The organism is Phycisphaerae bacterium (assembly GCA_024102815.1).
GTDB lineage: Bacteria > Planctomycetota > Phycisphaerae > UBA1845 > UBA1845 > JAGFJJ01.
The window spans coordinates 179269-201613 of the sequence record JAGFJJ010000069.1; the positions used below are offsets into that span (position 1 = coordinate 179269).

Below are 22345 nucleotides of genomic sequence, written 5' to 3' on the forward strand. Positions count from 1 at the left end.
AACCAGCCGATGCCAAGGAAGCTACCTTGCGGAAGGCGTGAAGTCAACTGTCAGAAGGGGGCCGCAGGCAGTTGTGAAAGCTAACATGGCTTTAGACAAAGTTAGTCACGGTTCATTTTAGTTGACAGTCGGCCGACACAAAGATAAGAATGAGGAAATTTATTGTAAGCGACCTGCCAGCCATGTCGGTGGGCGCGGGAGACGACTGCCATGTCCAGCGATTCACTTCGGTCCTTTCTCGAGATCCCGTACGACCAACTCGAGGAAATGAACCTCGAATCCAAGTGCATGCGACTCGAGCGCGTCGATCGCGGCATCATCGAGGAAAAGCGCCGCAAGTACCTCGCCGACGAAAAGCGCATCAAGGCCGTGACGCTTTGCTTTACGGACCTCGAAGGCCGCTTCCACATGCTGGACTACGACAAGAAGTTCCTGCTCGCCGCGGCCGATAACCTCACCTTCGACGGTTCGTCGATCCGCGGCTTCTCGCCGATCAGCGAGTCCGACCTGAAACTCGAGGCCGATTGGTCGGCGTTCTACTGGACGCCGTCGGACGTGTTCGGCCCGGGCAAAGTCATCTGCTTCGCGGAGGTGCGCTCGCAGGACGGCTCGCCGTACACCGCCGACTTCCGCTCGCGCCTGCGTCTGCACACCGAGGAGATGTTCAAGAAAGAGCGGACGACCATGCACGTCGCGCCGGAGATCGAGGGGTTCCTGTTCAGGGAAACCGACGCCGAGCGGCGCTACCACGAGTTCCGCAAGTTCGAGTTCATTTCCACCGGCGGGTACTACCACTCCCTGCCGCAGGATCCGCTTCGGCAGTTTATCGATCGCGCGGCCGAGGCCCAGCGGGCGATGGGCTTATCCAACGAGAAGGACCACCCGGAGGTCGCCCCCTCGCAATTCGAGATGAATTACGGCTTTTCAGAAGCCGTGATCGCCGCCGATCAGGTTCAGATCTACAAGCTCATTGCCCGGCAGATCGCGCGGGGCATGGGCATGACCGCGTCGTTCCTGCCCAAGCCGGTCGCGGGCGTCAACGGCAACGGCATGCACTGCAACATCTCGCTGAACAAGGAAGGCAAGAACCTGTTCTTCGACGCCAAGGGCGAGGATCGCCTGTCGACTTTCGCCTGGAATTTCGTCGACCGCATTCTCAACAACGCCACGGACATCTGCCTGGCCCTCAACGCCAGCGTCAATGCCTACCGCCGACTCGATCCTGCGTTTGAGGCACCCAATCAGATCAAGGCGTCCGCAACAAATCGCGCCGCGATGATCCGCATTCCACTTGGTAACGAACGCTCAGCGCGGATCGAGTTCCGCTCCGTCGCCCCGGACGCGAATCCGTATTTGCTCCTGTACACGCTGCTGCGTACGGGCCTGGAAGGGGAGATGCCCGCCCCGCCCGACGCCGAAGGCAAGCGCTATCGCACGCGCTTTCTGCCCGACAACATTCACGACGCGATCCGCCTGTTCAAGAGCAGCCGGCTGGCCGCGGACATCCTCGGCGAGGACTGCCACGGCAAGTACGTGGAACTCAAGCAGCGCGCGGCCGACCGCTGCCCGAAGGAACTCGGCACCCGCGTGAAGGAAGGGGAGATCATCTTCCACCACGAGGTGACGAATCAGTTCCTGTGGAGTCAGTTCTGAAGAAAGGCAACAGGCAGTAGGCAATAGGGGAAGATGCGGCCGATCAACCTTGGCGTAGGGTCCGCCCCGCGGACCATCTTCTGAGCCGCTGGCTTCAGGTTGCGCGAACGCGCGCTGCGGCGATTCGCGTGTCCTACTGCACGCTTGCCCACGAGGCGTGGGCGTGGCGGGCTCCGCGGGGTGTCATGTCTTTGTACCTGTGCGTTCCCGCAAAAGATCCGCTGCCATTGAGAATCCCAATCGGTCCGCCCCAACGTGCTGAAGCGAGGTTGCCGTAAGGCCTCTCACCTTCAACGCCACAAGTAGTTCGTGTTTCAGGCGTGATGGAATTATAAGTTTGCCGAATTCACCTGTTTTCAGTAGCTTCGATAGTAGCACTTCGTGATTCTGGCCGAGAGTGCCGCCGATGGTAAACAATGCTTGTTGTGCTTCGGCACGGGCAAACGGGATTTTCAGATACACCGGCCCAATGAACTCCAGATGGACTCCCCGAAACGCGAATCGATTGTAGTCGATTTCCTCATTGGGAGTCCGCCTCATATTCAACCGCTCCCATTGCATGTCTATGGCGGCCCCGAAAGCAGACTCGCTATACCACCAGACCGCGCCGTCAAAGTCCCACCGGTCAACTTCTACAGCCGCAAAGAACGCGGCCATCCAAGGGGATTTCGTCCAATCGAGAAGGCGTGTAGGAACTCCAAAATGCTGCATCACCGTCATTGGGCGAATTTGATCATCAGGGGCGGCTTCCCTCACAAAACGCCACTCGATCTCGCCCAACAGCCATTCGGCGCGGTGCCGGAATTTCTCGACCAAACACCGTTCTTCATCCAAGCGTTTTGAATAAGTGATGTGATCAGGAACGCTTCTATCTATCGAGGGTTGGAGCGGCCAAGACGCGTCGGGCTGCCCGCGACAGATACATCGATGCGGCAGATCGCTCAGAATGTCTAACTGCTCAAGGAGTTCACGCAAGGAACTTGGTTGAGGTGTCGTTTCTTGCATCAGAGCCAATTCTCTTGGCTGGGTTATTCTTTGAGTGCCGGCGCCCCACTCTGGCGTTTCTGGTTCGACGTGCATCGCCAGCCCTGTAGGGCATGCGAACCGCAGGCCCTACTTGTTACGCCTCGTCCAGCACTTCCAGCGGGGCGAAGTCCTTGCCTTCGAGGAATTCGAGCGATGCGCCGCCGCCGGTGGAGACGTGGGTGACCTTCTCATCGAGGCCGGCCTTGTCGATCGCCGCGGCGCTGTCCCCGCCGCCGACGATGGTCTTGGCTCCGCGCCCGGTTGCTTCGGCCAGAGCCTGGGCCATGGCCATTGTGCCCTTGTCGAACGGGGGCGTCTCGAACACGCCCATCGGACCGTTCCACACCACCGTCTTGGCCGCGCCGATTACCTTGCGGTAGTTCTCGATGGTCTTCGGGCCGATGTCCAAGCCCATTTTGCCGTCGGGGATGTCCTCGCCGCAGACCTCCGTTGCCACGCCCGCCTTGATCTCCGCCGCCACGACGGAATCCACCGGCAGCATCAGCTTGTCGCCGGCTTTCTTGCGAAGCTCGCGAGCGGTGTCGAGCAGGTCCGGTTCGAGCTTGCTCTTGCCGACCTTGTGGCCCTCGGCCGCGAGGAAGGTGTAGGCCATCGCTCCGCCGACCAGAATCCGGTCGCACTTCTCCATCAGGGAGTTGATGACGCCGAGCTTGTCCGAGACTTTCGCTCCGCCGAGCAGGCAGACGAAAGGCCGCTGGGGCTTCCGCACCGCCTCGCCGAGGAATTTCAGTTCCTTCTGCACGAGGTATCCCACGACGCGCGGCTTGCCCTGCATCATCTGAGGGACGGTGAGCATGGTCGCATTGTCGCGATGGCAGGTGCCGAAGGCGTCGTTGACGTAGGCGTCGCCGAGCTTCGCCAGCCCGCGAGCAAAGGCGTCCTTCTTCTCGCGGAGGTCGGGCTCCTTCTTGGCGTTCTTGTCCTTGATCGTTTCCGCCTCGTAGAAGCGGACGTTTTCCAGCAGGCAGACGTCGCCGTCTTTCAATGTGGCCACCGCTTGCCTCGGCTTCTCGCCGACGCAGTCGTCAACAAACGTGACCCGTTTGCCGAGCAGCTCACCCAGTCGGTCCGCGACTGGCTTGAGCGAGTACTTCTGCTTTTGCTCGGGCTCTTCATCCGGCCGGCCGAGGTGCGACATCACGATCAGCCTGCCTCCACGATCGGCCAGGTACTTCAGCGTCGGCAGGGCCGAGCGGATGCGGCGATCGTCGGTGATCTTGCGGCCGGCATCCAGCGGAACGTTGAAATCCACGCGAATGAGCACGCGCTTACCGCGCACGTCGATGTCTTCAATCGTCTTCTTCATGGATCGCCTTCCTTGGACAGTTGCCCGGCCCGAACCCAGTGCGACGATTCAAAATCAGAGCTTGCCAATCCGCGCGATGAGGTCGGCCGTGCGGCTCGCGTAGCCCCACTCGTTGTCGTACCACGAGACGACCTTGATCATCTTGCCCCCGCTGTTGGGCATGGTCATCGTGCTCTGGGCGTCGACAATCGAGCTGTGCGGATTGCCGATGATGTCCGAGCTCACGATCGGGTCCTCGGTGTACTCGAGGATGCCTTTCAGTTTCCCCTCGGCCGCGTTTTTCAATGCCGCGTTGATGTCCTTGACCGTGGTCGATTTCTCGACCGTGGCCACGAGGTCCACGATAGAGCCCGTCGGAACCGGAACGCGCAGGGCGAAGCCGTTCAGCTTGCCGTTGAGCGCGGGCAGAACCTTGCCGACGGCCTTGGCGGCGCCGGTGGTCGTGGGAATGATACTCATTGCTGCCGCACGCGAACGGCGCGGGTCCTTGTGAATGAGGTCGAGAATGTTCTGGTCGTTGGTGTAGGCGTGGACCGTGGTCATCAGACCTTCGACGATACCAAAGTTCTCATGAACGACCTTGGCCATCGGTGCGAGGCAATTCGTCGTGCAGCTCGCGTTGGATACGCACTTGTGTCCCGCATTGAGCTGGTCATCGTTGACCCCGAGCACGACGGTCAGATCCGGCTCGTCCTTGGCCGGGGCGCTGAGCACCACCTTCCTGGCACCCGCCTTGAGGTGATCGCCGTAGCCGCCTTTTTCGCTTTCCTTCGACGTGAATACGCCCGTGGACTCGAGCACGACATCCACGCCAAGGTCCTTCCACGGGAGCTTGGCCGGAGCCTTCTCCGCAAGAACCTTGATCTTCTTCCCGTTCACAATCAGTCCGTCGTCGGCCGACTCAACGGTTCCGGGAAATCGCCGGTGCACGGAGTCGTACTTGAACAGGTTCTGAAGGGCCGCCGGGTTACTGAGGTCGTTGATGGCGACCACTTCGAACTCTTTTGACCGGGCGATCATCGCCCGCATGGTGAGCCGCCCGATCCGACCAAATCCGTTGATCGCAACTCGCACTGCCATGATTCAACTCCGTGAATGAACATAAAGCCAGACTGGAACTCGACGCTTTCGCCGAAACAGACTGAGCCGGGCCGCACCTCCCGAAACCCAGATTATCGGAACAACCTGCAAGGGGCGTTCCGCCGGCGCAACTGCCAGGCCTCCGGAAATGCATCGGCTCGCCGAGCCGGGCGAGTGCAATCCAGACGCCCCAGGGAGGATTGTACGGACTCCCCCGCAGGCGACCACCCGCCGGGTCATGCCCCGAGTAACACCAAGGTCGCTACCGCGCGGAGCATCCGAGGGGCCGTCCCGATACCCGATCGCGACGCGGGTCCGGAGTCGGTCATGGATGGGACCGTCATCCAATTCATGGACCGTACTGAATCAGGCCCCAGCCGGTTCCGATATTAACCACAAAGTTCAACGCGCCCGTTTCGGAGTCGTTACTCATGGCATCTTCCGCACAGAAGTTGAGCATCGGCGTTATCGGCTGTGGTCACTGGGGTCCCAACCACGTTCGCGTGTTCTCCGAGCATGATCGGTCGGTGGTCAAAGCATGCGCCGACACCAACGAAGCGCGCCTGCTGGCAATTCGGCAGCGTTTTCCGCGGGTCAAGACCACGCGGGACTATCATGAAATTCTGCGGGACTCGGAAATCGAGGCGGTGGTCATCGCCACGCCGACCGGGACGCACCATGCCCTGACCCGAGAAGCGCTTTCGGCAGGCAAGCACGTGCTCGTGGAAAAGCCCATGAGCCACACGCTGGACGAGGCCATCGAACTTGCGGAGCTGTCCCAATCCACAGGCCGGATCCTGATGGTGGGACATATCTTCTTGTTCAACGCCGGGATTCGGCAACTCCGCCAGTCCATCGCCGGCGGCGAGCTCGGACGCGTTCATTACCTGGACGCCATTCGGACGAATCTGGGGCCCGTCCGCGGCGACGTGAATGCGCTTTACGATCTCGGCACCCACGACATCACCATCTTCAACTACCTGCTCGACGCGACGCCCGTGGCCGTGTCCGCTCTCGGTCGCTGCATCTCGCAGAAGAACATCGAGGACGTGTGCTTCGCGACGCTTCGTTATCCCGACGGCACCCTGGGACACATCCACGTAAGCTGGATGAATCCGCGCAAGGTCCGCACGGTGACGATCATCGGCGAGCGCAAGATGGCCACCTGGGACGACATCGATCCGTCGGACACGCTTCGCTTGTATGACAAGGGCCTCAACGAGCCGCCGTATTACGATTCGTTCGGGGAATTCCATTACCTCTTGCGCAACGCCGACGTACACATTCCGGCGGTCCGCAGGACCGAGCCGCTCGTCGCACAGGCGGACGCCTTCCTGCGGTGGACGCTCGACGGTGAAGCGTCGATCTGCAACGCAGAGCAGGGCATCGCGGTCGCTCGCGTCCTCGAGGCCGCGGCGCTGTCCATGAAGAACGGCGGTGCGATGTGTCCGATCGCCTCGCATGACGGAACAACCTACACAACCGCCACGCGATCCGCTCAGGAAGTCACCATGCTGGAGCCCGCGGAAGAGCCGGCACACGCGACAACCAAATAGTCTGTGGGAGAAATCGCATTTGTTGGCATCGGGCGTGAAGCGACGCAGGAGAAACCATGCCGATCAACGTCGTACTTCTGGGAAAAGGTGAGCTGGCCTGTCGCATCGGCGACTGGTTCGTGGCCAGCGGGACGCATTCGCTTCGCTGGGTCGTGCCGGTCATGCCGGAGCCCAAGTGGACACAGTCCCTTCAGCAGTGGTGTCGATCGCGCGACGTCTCCTTCATCGAGAGCGGTCACTTCCGCGACATTCCCTGTGTTGAAGCCGAGAACTGGTCGGTCGACCTGATCTTCAGCGTGTTCTACGACAAGGTCATTCCTGCGTGGCTGTTGAACAAGGCTCGCAGGGCGCTGAACCTGCACAACGGTCCGCTTCCACGTTATCGGGGCATGAATCCCGTCAACTGGGCGCTGAAGAACGGCGAGCGTGAGCACGGCGTGACCATTCACGAAATGACGCCCGAGCTCGACGCCGGCGACATCGTCGCCCAGGTCAAATTCAGCATATTCCCCGAGCACGACGAGGTCATCGATGTGTACCGGCGGGCGCTCACCTTCGGCTACGCGCTGTTCGAGCAGACCATGCCGATGTTGGACCGCATCCGCCCGCGACAGCAGGAGGATTCCTCCGCAACGTACTACACCGCCGCCGATGCCGAGCAGCTCGGCGAGCGTCGCAATTTCACGCGCGCGACGTCGACCGTCGCCGCGTCGTAGCACACGAACATGTACAAGGGCAAGAAGATCATTGTCGTCGCGCCGGCCTTCAACGAGGAAGCCAAGATCGGCCACGTTGTTCGCCGGTGCCGGATCGAGGCGGTCGACACGATGCTCGTCGCCGACGATGCGTCCACCGACCACACGGCGACGGTCGCCCGCGAGGCCGGTGCCACCGTCTTGACGCTGCCCAAGCGCAGCGGGGTTGGCGCTGCACTTCGTGCCGGGTTCATGTACGGCAAGGACACGGGTCACGACATCGGCATTATCATCGCCGGCAACAACAAGGATGAACCCAAAGAAATCCCCCGTCTGCTCGACCCCATCTGCGACGAGGAGATGGATCTGGTGATGGGCTCTCGCCACCTGGCAGGGGGTCGCGCCGGGGGGGACATGCCCCGGTACCGGCGCTTCGCCACGCGCCTGCATCCCTGGCTGATGGGGGTCTTTACCGGGAAGACGATCACGGAGAGCACGAACGGCTTCCGGGCCTTCAAGCTCTCGCTTCTCGATGACCCGCGCATCCGTCTGGACCAGCGCTGGCTCGATACGTACGGACTCGAAGTGTACCTCTTGTGGAAGGTGCTCCGTCTGGGCTACCGCCACACCGAGGTTCCCTGCACGAAAATCTATCCGCCACGTTCGATCGGCTACACCAAGATGAAGCCGATCGTGGGCTGGTGGAGCATACTTCGTCCCATCTTCCTGCTGGGGATGGGTGTTCGGACTTAAGGACATCGACTGCTGCCGCGAAACGAACACACGAACTGGACAAGGACGGAATCATGTCGAGCATACCGCTGGTAAACCTCAAGGCCATGCACGAGTCGTTGCGCGATGAACTGGACACTGCCATTCGAGGCGTCGTCGAACGCGGCGATTTCATCCTTGGGCGCGATGTTTCCGAATTCGAGCAGGCGTTCGCCCAGTACTGCGGCGTCAAGCACTGCATCGGTGTTGCGAGCGGGCTCGATGCGCTCACGCTTGCCCTGAAAGGCCTGGGGATCGGACCCGGCCACGAGGTGATCACCGCGGCCAACACGTTCATTGCCACCGCTCTGGCCATCCACCACACGGGCGCGACGCCGGTGCTCGTGGATCATGATCCTCAGACGTATAACCTGGACTTTCGCCGGTTGTCGGCCGCGATTACTTCGCGCACCCGAGCCATTGTTCCCGTCCATCTCTACGGACAGCCCGCCGAGATGGACGCCATCGACGCCATCGCCAACGAGCACGGACTGGTCGTGGTCGAGGACGCCGCGCAGGCCCACGGCGCCAAATACAAGGGGCGTCGTTGCGGGTCTCTTGCCCGGGCCGCGGGATTCAGCTTTTACCCCGGCAAGAATCTCGGAGGCATGGGCGACGGGGGGGCCATCACAACCAATGACGACGAGCTCGCCCAATGGCTGCGGTCCTGTCGCAATTACGGCTCCGTCGTGAAGTATTATCACGAGGTGCTGGGCTGCAATTCCCGGCTGGACACCGTCCAGGCCGCGATCCTGCGTACCAAGCTCCCCCATCTGGACGGCTGGAATCAGCGCCGGCGGGAGATCGCCGAGCGCTATCGCCAGTTCCTTTCAGGTTCGAACGTGGCACTGCCGGAAGAGCGGGGCGATGTCGAACACGTCTACCACCTCTTCGTGATCCGCTGCGGCAATCGCGATGAGCTTCTGGCCGCCCTGCAGGAAGCCGGTGTCGGCGCGGGAATTCACTATCCGCTGCCCATCCACCGCCAAATCGCGTTCAGACGATCCTGCATCGTCCCGCGTCCGCCGGCGTTTACCGATCGTTTCGCTGACGAGATCGTATCCCTGCCCATGTGCCCCTTCGTTTCGGACGATCAGGTCGAACGTATCGCGCAGATCGTGCGCGAAAAAGCCGTGGTCCCAAGCCAACTGCCTGCACTGGCCTGCGCCATCTGAGGCGGATCCGAAAGGGTGATCGAACTCGTGGCGCCGGCGCCACAGCTCGACTCAAGGCCAGACCTGACAATCCTGCAATCCGCCGTGCTGGCGTGCGCCGACAGTGCGACTATAATCACCGCTTCGGGCCGGGGCGCGGTCCCCATGCTTGCCGGTTTCTTGCAACAAGAACAGTGAGGAGAAAGCTATGAGGAGAGGTGCGATCGCCTTGTCTATGCTGGCGTTGTCCGTGACCATGTTCGGCTGTCCGGTCATTTCGGTTCCCTCGGCAGCCAAGCTCGCGGGGACCTGGCTGACGGACGCGGGCGGGCAGACGTTCGAGCTGCAATTCAATGCGGTTGGGCAGCTTGTTCGGATCAGTACCGAGAACGATCAGGGGGAGCCGGTTCAGGTTGACATCAGCGGCTCCACCACGACGGTTTCGGGCAGCAGCGTTACCATCCGCGTTCCCGTCGGCGACACGGATGTCGTGTACATGGGCACGCTCAGTCAGGACGAGAACACGATCGAAGGCGATCTCGCCCAGGAGCTTTCCGTGGGCGATATGGTCATGATCACCGTCCCCGCAGGCATGCTCGATCTCGTTCGGGAAGAGGGGAATGACAACGACAACGACAATGCCAATATGAACGACAACGAGAACAGCAATACGAACGACAACACCAATACCAACGACAACATGAACACGAACGACAATACCAACGACAATGGCGGCCTTACCGGCGATGCGATGCAGGGAGAGAACCTTGTGGCGGCGAACTGCCAGGCTTGCCACGGCGCCGATGGTGCCAGCGGGTTTGCGCCGAACATCCAGGGAGAAACCGCGGCGGAGATCATGAGCGTACAATCGGCGGGTGTGCATGCGGCGTGGCCGGACTTCACGGATCAGGATTTCGCGGACCTGGAGGCGTACTTGGGGAGCTTCTAGTCGAGGTCCTGTAAACGCTTATTTCGTAGGCAGTTACGGCAATCCAAGGCGACCCGGGTTTCGGGTCGCCTTTCTTTTGGGCTGGCATGTTGACATGTCAATAGGTGTTGATATATAACTTCCTCGTATGAGCACGACCACCACGCCACGCATTGATGACCGTGTCCTCGACCGCGTTGCCAGAATGCTCCGCGTTCTCGGGCACCCGCACCGGCTGAGAATGATTGAACTCCTCGCCGACGGCGAACTGCCCGTCGGCGAACTGGCCCGGGAGGTGGGCATTGCCCCGAACGCCTGCAGCCAGCACCTCAACATGATGCGGGCCCACGGTCTGCTCGACGCCCGGCGCGACGGAAAAGTGATGTTCTACCGCGTCATTCATCCCCAGGCCCTCACCGTGCTGTCCTGCATCCATCAACATGGCGCGGATGCCTGACCCCGAACCCGTTCGTTGCGATTTGAAGGCCGACCCGGACCTGTCTATTCGGATACAGAAGGATTGATCATAGCCCACGATGAGGAGTCCAATGAGCAGTACGTTTGAAGTGATTTCGCCCGACGTTCTCAAGAATCACCAGATGACCGACCGTCGAGCACGGCTGATCGACGTTCGCGATCTCGATGAATACGCGGCCGTGCATGTGGATGGGGCGGAGTGCGTTCCGCTCCCGCGCCTGCTGTCTCAGGCGTCACAATGGTCGCCGGACGAATGCCTGGTCCTGATCTGCCACAGCGGACAGCGTGCCCGGCAGGCGGCCGCGGAACTTCAGAATGCCGGGTTTCGCAGCCTCCGCGTCGTGGACGGCGGCACCAAAGCGTGCATCGCGGCCGAGGTGTCCGTGGTCCGCGGCAAGCGCATGATCCCACTCCCCCGACAGGTCTTCATGGCCATGGGCACGGTCTTGCTGCTGGAGCTTGCTCTGGCGACATTCGTCCACCCGTGGCTGATCGCCCTGTGCTGGTTGACGGGCGGGGCGATGATCGTTGCGGGATACACCGGCTTCTGCCCCATGTCGAGCATGATCGCGGCCATGCCCTGGAACAGGCCTCGGGGCACGGGCGCACTTCGACCCAGCGGCTCCTGTGTCGTATCCGGAGACTGCTCATGAGCCAGCGCATTCTGATCGTCGGCGGAGTTGCGGCCGGTGCCAGTGCCGCGACCCGCGCGCGGCGGATGGATCCACGTGCGGAAATCGTCGTGTTCGAGAAGGGGGGATACCCCTCGTTCGCCAATTGCGGGCTTCCGTACTACGTCGGCGACATCATTCGCGATCGCGGAGCATTGCTGCTACAGACTCCCGAGCGGTTCAAGAAACGGTTCGACATCGATGTCCATGTCCGCCACGAGGTCCTGCGGATCGATCGAGACGGGAAACGAATTCTGGTTCGTGACCTCGACCACTCCCGTGAGCGTTGGGAGCGCTATGACAAGCTCATTCTTGCGACGGGAGCGAACCCGATTGTTCCTCCCTTCAATGGCGTGGGCTCCGAGAACGTGTTCGTCCTGCGATCGATGGAAGACACGGACGCCATGCGCGCTTTCGTGGATGGGAACCCAACGAAACGAGCCGTGGTTGTCGGCGCGGGTTTCATCGGGCTGGAGGTCGCCGAGGCACTCGTTCATCGCGGAATCAACGTGGATGTCGTGGAGCTCGCCCCGCAAGTGCTCCCGCCGCTCGATGCCGACATGGCCAGACCTGTGGCCGCGCATCTGAAAACCAAGGGCGTCGGCGTTTACCTTGGACAAGCCGTCGCGAATCTCATTGTCGATGGCGCGCGCGTCTCCGGCGTCCGCCTCGCGAACGGCAAGGTCTTGCCGACCGACCTCGTGCTTCTCTCGGTCGGCGTCCGCCCCAATATCCAGTTGGCCAGGGATGCGGGTTTGGAAATCGGTGCCATGGGTGGCATCCTTGTCAACGAGCATTTGCAGACCAGCGACCCCGACATTCTCGCCGCCGGCGACGCCGTCGAAGTCGTGCATGCCGTCACCGGAAAACCGGCGCTGGTCCCGCTCGCCGGTCCCGCCAACAAGCACGGGCGTCTGGCAGGCGAGTTCGCGGCCACCGGAACATCCGCTCCCGCGCCCCGTGTTGCGGGAACCGCGATCGTGAAAGTCTTCGACCTGACGGTTGCCGTGACCGGACTCAGCCGCCGCGCTGCGGAGAGGTCCGGAATCGATGCGGATCACGTCATCGTCAGGCGCGGCCACCACGTCGGCTACTACCCCGGCGCTGAGCCGATGACCATCAAGCTGATCTACGAGCCGGGAACGCGCCGCGTGCTTGGCGCTCAGATGGTCGGCGGCGCGGGCGTGGACCGCCGCATCGATGTCGTGGCGACGACGATTCACTTCGGCGGAACCGTGGATGACCTGGCCGCGCTCGATTTGGCGTACGCCCCGCAATACGGTGCGGCCAAGGATCCCATTCACATCGCGGCGTTCGTGGCCGGTAACCAGGACCGTGGCCTTGTGCGGCACATCGATCCGGACGCGGTCCGCGCGTCGAACGGCAACGGCTATCTCTGGATCGATGTTCGCACGCCGGCCGAGCACGCGGCGGGGACGATTCCTGGGGCCGTTCTGGCCGAAGTGGATGAACTTCGCTCCAGACTCAACGAGCTGACCCCGTCTCGTCCCATCGCCGTGTTCTGCGAGGTCGGCCAACGCGGCTACTACGCCGCGAGAATATTGAAGGGTCTGGGTCGCAGCGATGTGGTCAATCTGGCGGGGGGATATGCCCACTATCTGACCCAGCAGGATGGCGCCTCGGCCGGTTGATCGGGATTTTGACAGAAGGGCTTCAAGTCCCAACAATATAGCGGATTCGTCGGTTCGAGGTCCTGACCCATGCAGATCGAGATGCTCAAGTCGAAGTTGCATCAGGCGTGCATCACACACGCGGATGTCAATTATGAAGGCAGCTTCGGAATCGATACGGAGTTGATGGAGGCGGTAGGGCTCTACCCCTACGAGAAGCTTCTGATCGCCAACATCAACAACGGAGCGCGATACGAAACCTACGCGATTCCCGAGCCCTTCGGTTCGCGGCGGATGGTCGCCCGCGGCGCGGCGGCTCGACTCGGCTGCGTGGGTGACCGCATTATCATCATGTCCTTCTGCATGGTGGAGGAGTCCCAGGTCCGTTCCGGCAAGTTCCGGCCGCGCGCCCTGCGCCTGGACGAGAACAACGACCCGGTCTCCGACTTGACGCCGCTCCCCACGGCCGACGAAATCGCGTCCATGCTCGGCGGGTGAGGTATCCGGAAGCTCCCCCGTCCCGCAGGGCATCCGTGCGCATACGAGCCCATGGTACGTTGACGTATGAGCGAGCGTCCTTCAACGCCCGAACGTGGAGCCGCCGAGAGCAGCAAGGCGTCCCTGCGGGTCCTTGTTACGGGAGCAACCGGGTTCGTCGGCCGACACGTGGTTCGGGAGCTACTCGCCCAGGGGCATCGGCCGGTCTGCTTCGTCAGGTCCATATCCAAGCTCTATCAGACCCAGCCCCGCGTCAGTCGTGATCGGATCACCGCCGTCCGAGGTGACCTCGACGATCGCAGCGCCTTGTTCCGCGCCGCCGAGCAGTCCGACGCCGCCATCCACCTTGTCGGCATCATCATGAATCGCCGGCTCCGCGGGCAGACCTTTCAGCGCGTTCATGTCGACGGCACCCGAAACGTCGTGGCGGCAGCCTGTTCCGCTGGATTGCGTTACGTGCATATGTCGGCCCAGGGCAGCCGCCCGAATGCTGCGACCGAATATCATCGAACGAAGTGGGAGGCGGAGCGCATCGTCGCCGAGAGCGGGCTGGATTGGACGATTTTCCGGCCGAGCCTGATTCACGGCCCGGACGGCGAGTTCATGCAGTTGATGAAACGTTTCTGGTGCGGCCTCAATCCGCCTTTTGTCCCCTATTTCGGAGAGGGTTCGGCGAAGCTCCAGCCCGTGTTCGTCAAGGACGCGGCTTTCTGCTTCGTGGCCGCCCTTGCACGCCCGGAAACGGTCGGCAAGGTGATCCCCTTGTGCGGCCCCAAGGCTTATTCATGGAAGGAACTATACGCCGTCTGCCGTAGCCTGCTTCCAGGAGCAAGGCGTTGGAAGCCCATGCTTTCCCTGCCTGTCCCGCTGGCCAAGATTGCCGCCGTGGTCTCCGCGCCGATCATGGCCCCGGCCGAGCAACTGATTCCCTCGTTTCGAACATTGCGTTTCGACCGCGGGCAGGTGACGATGTCTCAAGAGGATAACATCTGCGATGCGGGCATTGCTGAGGAAATGTTCCGCCTCACAATGCGCGACTTTGAAAGTGAACTGGCCGCCTACGCTGATCAGGTCTCGTAAGCGTTTCGGTCCTTTCCTGCGAGAAGGCGAGTGTGCAGCCCATGTCCCAATTGCGATGCCGGCCGGTTCTGCTCATTGTCCGTGACGGATGGGGCGCGAATCCCCATCCCGAATGGAATCACGCCAACGCGGTTCACCTGGCGCGAAAGCCGGTCGACGATCGCTTGATGGCGACCTACCCGCACGTGCAGATCCGCACGTGCGGTCCGGATGTGGGATTGCCGGATGCCGTCATGGGCAACAGCGAAGTCGGGCACCAGAACATCGGCGCCGGACGCATTGTCGAGCAGGAGATCATGCGCATCACGGGGCGAATCCGTGACGGCGCCTTCTTCGAAAACCATGCGCTTCGCGGGGCGTTTGATCGTGCCCAGAAGACCGGCGGCAACGTCCATTTCCTCGGCTTGTGCAGCGACGGCCGCGTGCACAGCGATCTCGAGCATCTGTACGGCCTGCTGGATATGAGCCGGCGAGTCGCCTTTCCTGCCGAGCGCGTCTACGTGCACGCCATTACCGACGGGCGCGATACCGCTCCGGACGCGGGGATCAAATACGTTTCGGAAATTGAGAAGCGATGCAAGGACATTGGTGCCAACCCGGTGGCGAGCGTCATCGGCCGCTACTACGCCATGGACCGCGATCACCGCTGGGACCGGGTCGAGAAGGCTTACCGCCTGTTGGCCGAGGGCAAGGGCGACCGATTCCCCTCGGCCACCGCCGCCCTCAAGCACTACTACGAAAATCCGTCGGAAGACAGCCGCCACGGGGACGAATTCGTCACCCCCAGCATGATGGAAAAGGCCGGTGCCGAAGCAAGTCGCATCCGCAACGGCGATAGCGTGGTGTTCTTCAACTTCCGCGGTGACCGGCCTCGCGAATTGACCAAGGCCTTTGTGTACGAGCAGTTTCCGTACGAAGGCGAGGGACTTGACGGCCGGCTGATGGGCTTCGATCGCGGTCCGAAACTCGACCTCCATTTCGTAACCATGACCAGTTTCGAATCCGGCCTTCCCGTGCATGTCGCGTTCGAAAAGCCGTCGAAGATGAAGGACATACTCGGCGAATATATTTCGGAGCACGGTCTGCGCCAGTTCCGCTGTGCGGAGACCGAGAAGTACCCTCACGTGACCTTCTTCTTCAACGACTATCGCGAGGAGCCCTTTGACGGCGAAGAGCAGTTCTTGGTCCCCTCGCCGCGCGATGTTTCCACGTACGACCAGAAGCCGCAGATGTCCGCCCCGGAGGTGACCGACGTCATGCTTCGGCGCATCGCCACGGGCGTCGACGACCTTCTGGTGCTCAACTTTGCCAACGGGGACATGGTCGGCCACACGGGTAACCTGCAGGCCGCAATCAAGGCTGTGGAAACCGTCGATGATGGCGTCGGTCGCGTTGTGGACGCCGTGCTCAAACGCGGTGGGGCGGCGATTGTCACCGCCGATCACGGCAACTGCGAGCAGATGATCGATCCCGCGACCGGGGGTCCCCACACGGCCCACACCACCTACGACGTGGAACTCATCGTGGTGGACGAGAAGTTGAAAGGCCGAACGCTTCGCTCCGGCGGGCGACTCGCGGACATCGCTCCCACGGTATTGGAGCTTTTCGGACTGCCGCAACCGCAGTCCATGACCGGAAAGTCGCTGATTCTCCCGAGGCACTGACTGCGAGCCGCGTTGCCCCTGTAAACGTACCTTCTCGATCTATTCCCCGTTCCTCCCGCTCAACGTGGATTCTCGGAACCCGCGCGTCTTGACGGCTTCCCGCAATTCGCTCCTCCGATAACCACGCTTCATTGGCCCATTGCCCCTCCTGTATGCGACGTTGTGGTTGTAGAGCAACGCGCTCGCGCTGAGCAAACGCAACAGCGGGTCGACCTGCTGGGGCCGGTTCTCCGCGCGGCGACCGAACATGCAGGAGTCTTGATCCACGTGGCCGCCCTGAAACAACAGATGGCTCCAGCGGCAGACCGCTCCGCATCAACAGCCGAGGGAAGCGAGCTGGCCGGATTCGATGCGCTCGGCATGGCCGCGTTCATGGTCGACCGGACCGGGACCATCCTTCGTCGCAGCGCTCATGCCGCATCGGATTTCCCCTCGGGCACGCGAATTGACCAGGCACTGAGAACGCTTTCGCCCTCGGGTGAACTACGTGATTGGACCTCAGTCCTGAAATCCTTGCCAACCGGAACTCCGACCCGCCTCCCCGCCACCTTGGCTGATGCCGAGTCCGAGGAGGGCACGACCTATCTGGTTCGCTGTGCGCGTCTCGGCGACCAGGCTGATAACGCGCCGCGATTCCTCCTCGTTGTCGATCCGGCCTCGAGTGCTCCTCCGGGCCGCGACGAATGGTCCGATCTCCCCCAGCGGCTCGCTTCCCTCGGTAAGCTCGCCGCCCGCGTCGCCCACGAGCTCAACAACCCGCTCGACGGCATCCTTCGATACATCAACCTCGCCATTCGACTCGCGGAACAGTCGTCACAGACCCGCATCGAATCCTATCTCAACGAATCCCGCTCAGGCGTCTTGCGCATGGCCTCGATCATCACGGACCTGCTGGAGTATTCGCGCAGCGCCGCGGCCGCCCTCGAAGGCATGGACGTCAACCAGGTCATCGAGGAAGCCATCCGCACACACGCGGCCGCTGCCGATGCAACCCGGGTCGTCATCGCCGCCGATTTCCAGTCCTCCCGCATGCCCGTGTTTCCCGGGAACCGCCTCCTTCAAGTCTGCGGGAACATCATCCGCAACGCCCTGGACGCCATGCCCGACGGCGGACGCCTGACGGTCACCTGCGGCATCCACGACGAACAGATTGTCATTCGCTTTGCGGATACCGGACCGGGACTCCCCGATCCGCCAAACCGCGTGTTCGAGCCCTTCTTCACCACCAAGCCGCCGGGCAAAGGAACGGGGCTCGGGTTGGCCATCTGTCGCGATTTCATCGAAGACATGGGCGGCTCCATCACCGCCGAACAGGCTGCGCCCGGCGGCGCGGTTTTCCTCATCCGGCTACCGCTTCCGACACAGCCCGATGAAGCGTCTGAAACGAGTCAGCGGTGGAGGCCCGCTCCCACCGCGGACCGCATCGATCAACCGGAGGATCACACATGAGTCCGCCAAGCCGAGCCGCCGCACGAGTCCTGGTCGTGGACGACGATTCCATCATCGTCGATTCGCTCAGCGAGCTTCTGCGCGTCGAAGGCTACGACGTCCGCACGGCCTCTTCTCTCGACACGGCCGTACGATCGCTGGAAAGCGACGATATCGACGTCGTTCTGGCTGACGTCAGCATGCCCGGCGGGAACGGCTTCGAACTGCTCCACGTCATTCGCAAGCGCTTCTCCGACGCCGCCGTCATCATGATCACCGGCTACGGCACCATCGAGAGCGCCGTGGAAGCCATCAAGCTCGGCGCCTTCGACTACCTCACCAAACCCATCAACGACGACGAACTGCTCCTCTGTCTCCAGCGCGCGGTCGCCCAGCAGGCCATCGTGCGCGAAAATCGCGACCTGAGGCAGCAGCTCGATGAGCGCTTTGGACTGGAAAGCATCATCGGCCACGACTACCGCATGCTCAAACTCTTCGACATGGTCGAGAGCATCGCCCCGTCGCCCGTGACCGTTCTGCTCCACGGCGCCTCGGGCACGGGCAAATCGCTTCTCGCCCGCGTGATCCACCAGCTCAGCGAACGCCGCGACAAGCCCTTCATCGAGGTCAGTTGCGGCGCCCTCCCCGAGACCCTGCTGGAAAGCGAGCTCTTCGGCCACGCCCGCGGAGCCTTCACCGGCGCCGTCGCCAACAAGATCGGCAAGTTCAAGGCCGCCCACGGCGGAACCCTCTTCCTCGACGAAATCGCCTCCGCATCGCCGACCATGCAGGTCAAGCTGCTCCGCGTACTCCAGTCGCAGCAGTTCGAACCCGTCGGCAGCAACCGCACCGAAACCGTCGACGTCCGCGTCGTCCTCGCCAGCAACGTCCTCCTGGAAGACGAAGTCCGCGCCGGCCGCTTCCGTGAAGATCTCTACTACCGCGTCAACGTCGTCTGCCTGGAGCTGCCCTCGCTCGCCGAGCGCGTGGGCGATATCCCGCTCCTCGCGGAGTTCTTCCTCCGCCGCGCCGCCGGAGAGATGCGCCGCGAATGCCTCGGCTTCGACAAGCAGGCCATGAGCCTCATGCAGCGCCACGCCTGGCCCGGCAACGTCCGCGAGCTCGTCAACGTCGTCACCCGCGCCGTCGTGCTCAGCAAGGGACCCTACGTCACCGTCGACGACCTCCCCGCCGCCCTCGTCGACGGCGCCGAAACCGCGGAGAGCGTCACCCCGCTCACCCCCATGCCCTTGCGCCAGGCGCTCGAACTCCCCGAACGCCGCATCCTCGAGGCCGCCCTCAAGGCCAACGGCTGGAACCGCCAGCTCACCGCCGAGCAACTCGGCATCAATCGCACCACGCTCTACAAGAAGATGAAGCGTTACGGGCTCGATGAACGCTCGGTCGGAATTCGCTGATGACGTGTGCGGAACCTCTCCGCATCAGGAGATTCATGTTGATCCGGAAGTCGAAGCGATCTTCAGCCTTCACCCTCGTCGAGGTCATCACGGCCCTCGCCATCATGACCATCCTGACGACCGGATTGGCCTCCGCCCTCGTGCTCGCCACGCGGGCGCTGCCCGAGACGGACTCCCCTCTCCGCTGCCAGGTCCGCACCGCCGACGCCCTCGACCTCATCGCCGAAGAGCTCGCCTCCGCCATTCAGGTCCTCGCACGATCCGACCACGGCATCACCTTCCTCGCTCCCGATCGCAACGGCGACGGCGTACCGGAAAAAATCGTCTACGCCTGGTCGGGGACCCCCGGCGATCCCCTCACCAGACAGGCCGTCGGCTCGCTCCAGGAAAACGTCCTGGAAGACGTCACCAAGCTCGAGTTCCGCTACGACACGGCCGACCTCGTGGAAACCTATCCCGCGCCGCTGACCGAGTCGGCCGAGCAGGTGCTGGCGTCTTGGACCAATACAGCGGCATTGAACAGTGGGGAGGTGGACGCTTCCAACAGTTGGGGGCAGTTGTTCATACCGGCGGTCTCCGCCCCGGCCGTGTCGTTCATGGTTACACGCGTGCGGTTGTTCTGCGAACACAATGGAACAGCCGATGGCACGGCATTGTTGAGTATCCTCCCCGCCGAGGGCAGCGGAGCACCCCAGTTCACGTCTCTCGCACAAGGAAAAATCCTCGAATCTGAACTGCCCAGTGCCGCCGCGTGGTTCAGTATCCCCGTGAACAGCATGTTGCCCGTACCTCGAGGACAGCGGCTTTGCTTTACGGTCACGACAGCGGATACGGCGGGAAAAGCGATCACGATTCATTATGACAACGACTCCGTCGTCCAGGGTGGTGGGGCAATACTGTCGCGGACCGGTGGCACCTGGACGGTTGATGCGTCGCAAGCGCTGGTATACGAGGTATATGGCAAAACGTACGCGAACTCCGGCGCCACCCAGAGCATCACCCGCCGCTACCTCCGCCGCGTTCAACTCTCCGCCCAATCCGGCCCCCAGGACGAATCCGCCGTCCTGACCGGGACAACGTTCGGCAACCGCCCCGAGGATCTCACCGCCCTCTGGCGAGCCGACTTCAGCTCCAAGCCAACGCTGGATCTGAACGGCGACACTTATGCCGACTGGACCGTCAACGGCGGCGGCGCGTTCTCCGGCCTGCTCAGCGGTGGCAACTGGACGCCCGGTGCGCAGCAACTCAATTCCTACCCGGACAACGAGTTTTCCTCCGTCACCACCGTCGACGTCCACGCCCGGGCCGCCACGGCCGGCGCCTCCGCCGTCTTCCAGATCAGCCCGGACTGGACTCTCTCCTCGGCCGGCAGCATTCGCGCCGTCACCCGGCTCGAAGCAACGGGAACACAGACCCTCGAAGTTCTCCGCGCCACTTCAGCCTCCGCCTTCGAGACCGTCGTCCGCGTCACCGATCTTCCCAAGAGCGCGTTCGTCCGCCTCCGGCTCGTGATCGACCCCACCCGCGACACCTGCGCCGTCTGGGTCAACGAAATCCACCGCCGGACCTTTACCTATGCCACGTTCCTGCATCTGACGCAGGACAAGTACGCCAGTCTCTCGGCCTCGGGCGGATCAGCCCAGTTCGACTGGGTCTCCATCCGCGTGGGAGGAACCCCGGGATGATCCGCACGGTCCCCAACCACATTCTTCTGAACGCTTTCCGCCCCCGGACTCCCCGCGCGGCCGCTCCTCGCTCGCTGCGCCGCCGCGCCCTCAGCATGGTCGAGTCGGTTGTCTCGGTCGCCCTGGTGAGTCTCCTGCTCGTCGCCGCCCTGGATGCCCTCGGCGCCTCCAAGACTTCGCAGCGCCTCAGCGCCGAGAAGCGCCTTGGCACGGCCCTCGCCCAGGACCTGCTCGACGAGATCATGCACGTGAGTTACCTCAGTTCGGGCTCCTCCGCCACCAAGGTTCTCGGAATCGATCTCGATCCGATCATTGCCCTTCCCGGCTCGTGTACGCCGCCCGTTCGCGCCTGCTTCGATGAGCTCCACGACTACATCGGCTGGGAGGAGTCTCCGCCCCAGCAACGGGACGGGACCGAAATGACCGAATTCACCGGCTGGTCTCGAACCGTCAACGTCGAGCACATCAAGATCAAGGATTTCAACAGCATTGCGTCCATGGAATCGGGCTATATGCGCGTTTTCGTGGAAGCGCGCTACGAAGGCCGTCTCATCGCCAAGGCCACCGCGCTGCGCGTTTCCGCGCTGCCTCTTGCATCGGAGATGCCCTGATGCGCCGCGCCGACATCCACCAACCTGCGTATCGCCGTCGCGCCGCCATGTACTTCATGGTCCTCATGGTCGGCACGCTCATCGGCACCGTGGCCCTGGCCTCACTCTCCATGGCGCGCATGGGCGGACGCATCTCGGCATTGTCCGGAAAAATGTCCATGGCCCGCCAATTCGCCCGGTCCGCCATCGCCGCCGCCGAACAGGAGATGGCCACCGTCTCCACCTGGCGCACCACCTACACGCACAATGTCTGGTCCACGGAGCGTGCCATCGGCGACGGCAAGGTCCAATGGAAGTTCGCCGACGAGCTCAACGCCAGCCTCACGGCCGACCCCTTCGCCGCCATCCGCGTCTACGGCCGGGGTACAGTGGACGACGTCGTTCGGACCTACAGCGTACTGGTTAAGCCCGAGCCCACGCCGACCAATCTTCTCGACAACCCCGGTTTCGAGCAGGGCACCCTTTACTGGACGGCTACGGGTTCCTGCACCATGTCCACCTGGACCACGGTGCCCAACAGTGGAACCTATTGCGTGCTCGTCCAGAATCGGCTCTTGGCCGCCGACGGACCCAGCCAACTGGTCACGGGGAAGATTGCGAATGGTTCCACGTTCAACGCCGAGGCTTGGGCGCGGTCCTATGGCATATCATTGTCCATGAAGCTCGTGCTGACCGTCACGTCGACAGGTTCCGGTACCCAGCGCCTCGCGGGCAACTCGACCCTTTGCGGCACAAGTTGGACGAAAATCTCCGCCACCTTCACGCCGACCTGGACCGGCACGCTGACCGAAGCGCGCTTGAGCGTCGAGTCGAATTCGCTGCTCGGCAGTTTCATCGTGGATGACGTGCGCCTGACCGCACAACCGTCGGCCGTTCCCTATCGCCGCGTCCCCGGCTCCTTCCGCCAGGAGATCGGCCCGTAGGACGCATCTCGATGCACCTCTTCGCCGGGTGGCCCACCGCTTAAGCGGTGGGGGAGCGATAGGACCGCA

General features: G+C 62.5%; 20 protein-coding genes. 17 read left to right on the forward strand and 3 right to left on the reverse strand.

Translation table 11 applies throughout. The features are described 5' to 3' along the window. Positions 1-210: 210 nt before the first annotated feature. Positions 211-1653, forward strand: a complete 1443-nt coding sequence (locus J5J06_16940) for a glutamine synthetase (protein MCO6438783.1) — start codon at positions 211-213, stop codon at positions 1651-1653. 183 nt (positions 1654-1836) lie between these two features. Here J5J06_16940 and J5J06_16945 read toward each other — a convergent pair whose 3' ends face one another. The 3 genes from J5J06_16945 to gap form a co-directional block, all read right to left on the reverse strand. Further along, positions 1837-2658, reverse strand: coding sequence for an FRG domain-containing protein (locus J5J06_16945; GenBank protein MCO6438784.1), 822 nt, complete (start codon positions 2656-2658; stop codon positions 1837-1839). A 115-nt stretch (positions 2659-2773) separates the two neighbouring features. After that, the gene (locus tag J5J06_16950; protein ID MCO6438785.1) at positions 2774-4006 is read right to left on the reverse strand and encodes a phosphoglycerate kinase; all 1233 of its coding nucleotides are present in this window, start codon (positions 4004-4006) and stop codon (positions 2774-2776) included. A gap of 54 nt (positions 4007-4060) precedes the next feature. Then, positions 4061-5086: a type I glyceraldehyde-3-phosphate dehydrogenase gene (gap, locus tag J5J06_16955; protein MCO6438786.1), complete on the reverse strand. Its 1026-nt coding sequence runs from the start codon at positions 5084-5086 to the stop codon at positions 4061-4063. Positions 5087-5517: 431 nt separating this feature from the next. Between gap and J5J06_16960 the strand changes: the two genes are divergently transcribed. The 16 genes from J5J06_16960 to J5J06_17035 all read left to right on the forward strand — a co-directional run bounded on the left by J5J06_16960 (position 5518) and on the right by J5J06_17035 (position 22276). Continuing rightward, complete coding sequence (locus J5J06_16960) at positions 5518-6642, forward strand: Gfo/Idh/MocA family oxidoreductase (protein MCO6438787.1); 1125 nt, start codon at positions 5518-5520, stop codon at positions 6640-6642. A gap of 56 nt (positions 6643-6698) precedes the next feature. After that, a complete protein-coding gene (locus J5J06_16965; GenBank protein ID MCO6438788.1) occupies positions 6699-7358 on the forward strand; it encodes a hypothetical protein in 660 nt (219 codons plus the stop codon). Positions 7359-7367: 9 nt separating this feature from the next. Continuing rightward, positions 7368-8090, forward strand: coding sequence for a glycosyltransferase family 2 protein (locus J5J06_16970; GenBank protein ID MCO6438789.1), 723 nt, complete (start codon positions 7368-7370; stop codon positions 8088-8090). Positions 8091-8143: 53 nt separating this feature from the next. After that, the gene (locus J5J06_16975) at positions 8144-9283 is read left to right on the forward strand and encodes a DegT/DnrJ/EryC1/StrS family aminotransferase (GenBank protein MCO6438790.1); all 1140 of its coding nucleotides are present in this window, start codon (positions 8144-8146) and stop codon (positions 9281-9283) included. A 187-nt stretch (positions 9284-9470) separates the two neighbouring features. Continuing rightward, complete coding sequence (locus tag J5J06_16980) at positions 9471-10211, forward strand: cytochrome c (protein MCO6438791.1); 741 nt, start codon at positions 9471-9473, stop codon at positions 10209-10211. 127 nt (positions 10212-10338) lie between these two features. Beyond that, on the forward strand, positions 10339-10647 hold the full coding sequence (locus tag J5J06_16985) for a winged helix-turn-helix transcriptional regulator (GenBank protein ID MCO6438792.1): 309 nt from the start codon (positions 10339-10341) through the stop codon (positions 10645-10647). 91 nt (positions 10648-10738) lie between these two features. Continuing rightward, positions 10739-11320 carry a rhodanese-like domain-containing protein gene (locus tag J5J06_16990; protein ID MCO6438793.1) on the forward strand — a complete coding sequence of 194 codons (582 nt, stop codon included), beginning with the start codon at positions 10739-10741 and terminating at the stop codon, positions 11318-11320. Then, a complete protein-coding gene (locus tag J5J06_16995; GenBank protein MCO6438794.1) occupies positions 11317-12990 on the forward strand; it encodes an FAD-dependent oxidoreductase in 1674 nt (557 codons plus the stop codon). Before J5J06_16990 ends, J5J06_16995 begins: the two co-directional genes overlap by 4 nt. Positions 12991-13059: 69 nt before the next feature. Further along, a complete protein-coding gene (locus tag J5J06_17000; GenBank protein MCO6438795.1) occupies positions 13060-13467 on the forward strand; it encodes an aspartate 1-decarboxylase in 408 nt (135 codons plus the stop codon). 66 nt (positions 13468-13533) lie between these two features. Next, positions 13534-14547, forward strand: a complete 1014-nt coding sequence (locus J5J06_17005; GenBank protein MCO6438796.1) for an NAD(P)H-binding protein — start codon at positions 13534-13536, stop codon at positions 14545-14547. 41 nt (positions 14548-14588) lie between these two features. Then, positions 14589-16211, forward strand: coding sequence for a 2,3-bisphosphoglycerate-independent phosphoglycerate mutase (locus J5J06_17010; protein ID MCO6438797.1), 1623 nt, complete (start codon positions 14589-14591; stop codon positions 16209-16211). Between the two features lie 267 nt (positions 16212-16478). Then, on the forward strand, positions 16479-17660 hold the full coding sequence (locus J5J06_17015; protein MCO6438798.1) for a HAMP domain-containing histidine kinase: 1182 nt from the start codon (positions 16479-16481) through the stop codon (positions 17658-17660). Continuing rightward, positions 17657-19057, forward strand: coding sequence for a sigma-54-dependent Fis family transcriptional regulator (locus J5J06_17020; GenBank protein ID MCO6438799.1), 1401 nt, complete (start codon positions 17657-17659; stop codon positions 19055-19057). The genes J5J06_17015 and J5J06_17020 overlap by 4 nt, the downstream gene beginning before the upstream one ends. A 35-nt stretch (positions 19058-19092) precedes the next feature. Next, positions 19093-20742 (forward strand): prepilin-type N-terminal cleavage/methylation domain-containing protein, encoded by a 1650-nt coding sequence (locus J5J06_17025; protein MCO6438800.1) that lies wholly within the window; start codon positions 19093-19095, stop codon positions 20740-20742. Further along, a complete protein-coding gene (locus J5J06_17030) occupies positions 20739-21353 on the forward strand; it encodes a hypothetical protein (protein ID MCO6438801.1) in 615 nt (204 codons plus the stop codon). The genes J5J06_17025 and J5J06_17030 overlap by 4 nt, the downstream gene beginning before the upstream one ends. Continuing rightward, positions 21353-22276 carry a carbohydrate binding domain-containing protein gene (locus J5J06_17035; protein ID MCO6438802.1) on the forward strand — a complete coding sequence of 308 codons (924 nt, stop codon included), beginning with the start codon at positions 21353-21355 and terminating at the stop codon, positions 22274-22276. The genes J5J06_17030 and J5J06_17035 overlap by 1 nt, the downstream gene beginning before the upstream one ends. The last annotated feature ends 69 nt before the right edge of the window (positions 22277-22345 follow it).

What these genes read in the sequence shown, in the direction of transcription:
- J5J06_16940 (MCO6438783.1), top strand. Translation starts at nt 211, where the DNA reads ATGTCCAGCGATTCACTTCGGTCCTTTCTCGAGATCCCGTACGACCAA.
- J5J06_16945 (MCO6438784.1), bottom strand. Translation starts at nt 2,658, where the DNA reads ATGCAAGAAACGACACCTCAACCAAGTTCCTTGCGTGAACTCCTTGAG.
- J5J06_16950 (MCO6438785.1), bottom strand. Translation starts at nt 4,006, where the DNA reads ATGAAGAAGACGATTGAAGACATCGACGTGCGCGGTAAGCGCGTGCTC.
- gap (MCO6438786.1), bottom strand. Translation starts at nt 5,086, where the DNA reads ATGGCAGTGCGAGTTGCGATCAACGGATTTGGTCGGATCGGGCGGCTC.
- J5J06_16960 (MCO6438787.1), top strand. Translation starts at nt 5,518, where the DNA reads ATGGCATCTTCCGCACAGAAGTTGAGCATCGGCGTTATCGGCTGTGGT.
- J5J06_16965 (MCO6438788.1), top strand. Translation starts at nt 6,699, where the DNA reads ATGCCGATCAACGTCGTACTTCTGGGAAAAGGTGAGCTGGCCTGTCGC.
- J5J06_16970 (MCO6438789.1), top strand. Translation starts at nt 7,368, where the DNA reads ATGTACAAGGGCAAGAAGATCATTGTCGTCGCGCCGGCCTTCAACGAG.
- J5J06_16975 (MCO6438790.1), top strand. Translation starts at nt 8,144, where the DNA reads ATGTCGAGCATACCGCTGGTAAACCTCAAGGCCATGCACGAGTCGTTG.
- J5J06_16980 (MCO6438791.1), top strand. Translation starts at nt 9,471, where the DNA reads ATGAGGAGAGGTGCGATCGCCTTGTCTATGCTGGCGTTGTCCGTGACC.
- J5J06_16985 (MCO6438792.1), top strand. Translation starts at nt 10,339, where the DNA reads ATGAGCACGACCACCACGCCACGCATTGATGACCGTGTCCTCGACCGC.
- J5J06_16990 (MCO6438793.1), top strand. Translation starts at nt 10,739, where the DNA reads ATGAGCAGTACGTTTGAAGTGATTTCGCCCGACGTTCTCAAGAATCAC.
- J5J06_16995 (MCO6438794.1), top strand. Translation starts at nt 11,317, where the DNA reads ATGAGCCAGCGCATTCTGATCGTCGGCGGAGTTGCGGCCGGTGCCAGT.
- J5J06_17000 (MCO6438795.1), top strand. Translation starts at nt 13,060, where the DNA reads ATGCAGATCGAGATGCTCAAGTCGAAGTTGCATCAGGCGTGCATCACA.
- J5J06_17005 (MCO6438796.1), top strand. Translation starts at nt 13,534, where the DNA reads ATGAGCGAGCGTCCTTCAACGCCCGAACGTGGAGCCGCCGAGAGCAGC.
- J5J06_17010 (MCO6438797.1), top strand. Translation starts at nt 14,589, where the DNA reads ATGTCCCAATTGCGATGCCGGCCGGTTCTGCTCATTGTCCGTGACGGA.
- J5J06_17020 (MCO6438799.1), top strand. Translation starts at nt 17,657, where the DNA reads ATGAGTCCGCCAAGCCGAGCCGCCGCACGAGTCCTGGTCGTGGACGAC.
- J5J06_17025 (MCO6438800.1), top strand. Translation starts at nt 19,093, where the DNA reads ATGTTGATCCGGAAGTCGAAGCGATCTTCAGCCTTCACCCTCGTCGAG.
- J5J06_17030 (MCO6438801.1), top strand. Translation starts at nt 20,739, where the DNA reads ATGATCCGCACGGTCCCCAACCACATTCTTCTGAACGCTTTCCGCCCC.
- J5J06_17035 (MCO6438802.1), top strand. Translation starts at nt 21,353, where the DNA reads ATGCGCCGCGCCGACATCCACCAACCTGCGTATCGCCGTCGCGCCGCC.